3 protein-coding genes are annotated in these 2769 nt (G+C 61.7%); all 3 read left to right on the top strand.

The window, feature by feature from the left end; genetic code table 11:
• On the top strand, positions 1-491 hold a 491-nt coding region (locus CKO43_RS25250; protein WP_200380392.1), incomplete at its 5' end, for a DUF2345 domain-containing protein.
• Positions 484-1857 (top strand): LysM peptidoglycan-binding domain-containing protein, encoded by a 1374-nt coding sequence (locus CKO43_RS25245; protein ID WP_200380391.1) that lies wholly within the window; start codon positions 484-486, stop codon positions 1855-1857. The genes CKO43_RS25250 and CKO43_RS25245, both read left to right, overlap by 8 nt.
• A 4-nt stretch (positions 1858-1861) precedes the next feature.
• Positions 1862-2608, top strand: coding sequence for a hypothetical protein (locus CKO43_RS25240; RefSeq protein ID WP_200380390.1), 747 nt, complete (start codon positions 1862-1864; stop codon positions 2606-2608).
• Positions 2609-2769: the final 161 nt, after the last annotated feature.

The raw sequence follows: 2769 nt of genomic DNA, 5'->3' as shown, positions 1-2769 counted from the left end.
CCAGCACCCATGGCATGGTGAAGGTCGCGGCACCCCAGCACATCCTGCTGACCGCCGCCGGGGCGGCCATACGCATCGAGGGCGGGAACATCACGCTCTCGGCGCCGGGCAAGGTGGAGTTCAGGGCAAGCCAGAAGGAGCTTGGGGGGCCGAGGAGTGCTTCGGCTGATGCCCCGCAGTTTCCCCGACCGTTCGCGCTGTCACTGGACCCGGAGACGCCACCTAGCGCACAGCTGCTGGACCACGGCGACTTTCCTGCTTCCTGGCTTCCCTCTGGTGTGGCCACGACCACGGTGTGGACACAGGGCGGGCGCTTGCTGGGGCGAAGTCAGGGCGGCTCTTTGGCCGTGATCACGCTGACGCCCGAGCCGCAGCCGATTGTGTACCGACAGGAGACGCGCGCCGCCCCGTGGAGCCTCGAGGAATACATCGACATTGCGGACGAGCCGGCTGCGCCGGCTGACGAACCCGAGGCCCCTGCAGATGCCTGAATCCTTACCCGACCCCTACGCAGTTCGCCAAGGCGACACGCTGTGGTCACTGGCCAAGCGAGCAGGTTGCAGCGTTGCCGACCTGCAGCGCTGGAACAAGATCGCGGACCCGAACCGGCTGCAGGCGGGCCAGACTCTTTACCTATCGGATCAGTCGGCTTTCGGCTTCAGCGTGTTGTTCCTGGACGCGCTGCGGGCACCGATCGCCAATCTCGCGTATCGCCTGAGGTTCGACACCCGAACCCTCAATGACACCACAGGGGCGGACGGCATGACCTCGCGCCAGGTCAGCAAGGACGCAAACTCGACCATTGCCGTGCACGTGCAGGATTTGGACGGACAGTGGCGTCAAATCGCGCAGACGGTTTCCGGCCATGGACATAAGCTGCTGACGCTGGTCAGCAATGCCATCGTGTTCAAGGGCGAAACCGAGCCCGTCACACCGGATGTGCGCCAGAGTCTCCATGAGCCGTTGTCCAAGCCTGGCACACAACGGGCCGGAGCCCAGCCGGCCAAGCCCGCCGCGACAACAGGCCAGCCGACGCGCAATGACCCGGCGTTGGTGAAAACGCGAAAGACCAAGGGGTCCAAAGGGCAGCCCGTGGTCAAGCTGGAAATCGAGATTCCGAAAGAGCTGTTGGATTCTTTCGGGGTGTACACGGGTGGCGATATCACCGAAGAGCAGTGGGTCGATACGGCGGATCTGATCAAGTGCGAGCCCGAAGTCCTCAAGGCCATCTCTGTTGTCGAAAGTAGTGGTCGCTCAGCGTTCTGGCGCCTGAACCACGGTGAGGGCGCGCACATTCCCGCGTTGCTGTTCGAGCGCCACATCTTCAGCCGCCGAACCAAAGGTCGCTTTGACAATGCCCATCCTGATCTGTCCTGGCCCGTGCCATACCGCAAGAAGAGCAAAATCGGCGAGGAAGACAAGAGGATGCACGACGGCAAGGTCGATGCCGATGATGCGTACGGGGACTATTCGAGCGCCTACCTGCGCTTGATTCGAGCGTATGCCCTGGACGCAACAGCCGCGCTGGAGGCAGCGTCCTGGGGAAAGTTTCAAATACTGGGCATCAACTACTCGTTGTGCGGGCGACCGACGCCGGTCGCATTCGTGGATCAGATGTGCATTTCAGAAGCCGCGCAGATTGGGCTCCTGGCGAACTTCATCCAGAAAAAGCCTTCCGTATGGATCGACGCAAAAGACAAGAAGAAGGGCAAGCACCCAAGCCTGCTTGAGTCAGTTCGCAAGAAGGACTGGGCAATGATCGCCTTCAACTACAACGGTCCCGGCTACAAGACCTACTCGTACGACACCAAGCTCAAGGCAGCTTATGAAAAAAATCGTTCAGAGTCTATGGGGTAAGAGCATGCGCTTGGCCCGCGCGGCAGTCTTCATGGGGTTGATACTTGCCGCGGCAGTCAGCCGCGCCGAGATTCTTCTGACTACAGACTGGCTCGAAAACGTTCACGGCGTGTACACACCACGTGCTGAGCGCGAGAGCACGAAGCTGGATACGGCCGTCTGGACCTCCCTGCGTAGTCGTATCGCGACGCCGTTGAACGCCGAGGGAAGATCGGGAAACATGTTCTCCGGGCAGGGCTACCGCATGTTCTTCGATGGCGACCTGAACTACGCCACGGTCCTGGGCTTCATGCCCAAGACGCGACCGGAAGAGGTCTGCAAAATCAAGCGAGAGACGAGCCAGCCGACTTATCGCTGCGAACAGGGTCAAAGGTACACATTGGCCTGTCACCTCGGGCTCTATAACGCCAATTTCGAGGAGGCTGGCTGGCATACCGTGACCATCCGAGAATCGCAGCCAGTCTTCTGCAACGCGGTGCCTGCGATGGGTCGCTACGACAGCAAACACAATGATCTGCTGCTCATCGTTCAGTACTTTAGTGTCGACGAACCAACAGTCGCCACTACTCGCAGCGAAATCGGCTCTGGGTGGCAGCGCATGGCTGTGCGGCTCAAGCTCTCGCGCGACAAAGACGGGCGCTTCAGCGTCGAGCAGGACGACTCTTGCCTCGGAAACCCGAATGCGATCAGCACGATCGACGATGCTCGGCGCAAGCTGCGCCAGTGCGAGAAGCAGCCGGGGCACCGATAGCGTTTGGCCGGCTTCGAAGCCAACCTCGTCCGCTGCCTGGCGCCGCGCCCCAGCGTGCACGGCGTGCAGACGGCCCTGGTCGTCGGCCTGGGCGAGCCGGTGCACACCGACCGCGACCACCGCATCAAGATCCAGTTCCACTGGCAGCGCGGCACGCGCTC

Origin of the sequence: Rubrivivax gelatinosus, from assembly GCF_016583785.1 — a bacterium.
In the GTDB taxonomy this organism is placed as follows: Bacteria; Pseudomonadota; Gammaproteobacteria; order Burkholderiales; family Burkholderiaceae_C; genus Rubrivivax; species Rubrivivax gelatinosus_B.
Note: the sequence above shows the minus strand (reverse complement) of the source record. Positions and strands in the feature narration are given on the sequence as shown.

Bases quoted from the DNA above. Each gene is read 5' to 3' on its own strand.
- CKO43_RS25245 (WP_200380391.1), top strand. From the start codon at position 484: ATGCCTGAATCCTTACCCGACCCCTACGCAGTTCGCCAAGGCGACACG.
- CKO43_RS25240 (WP_200380390.1), top strand. From the start codon at position 1,862: ATGCGCTTGGCCCGCGCGGCAGTCTTCATGGGGTTGATACTTGCCGCG.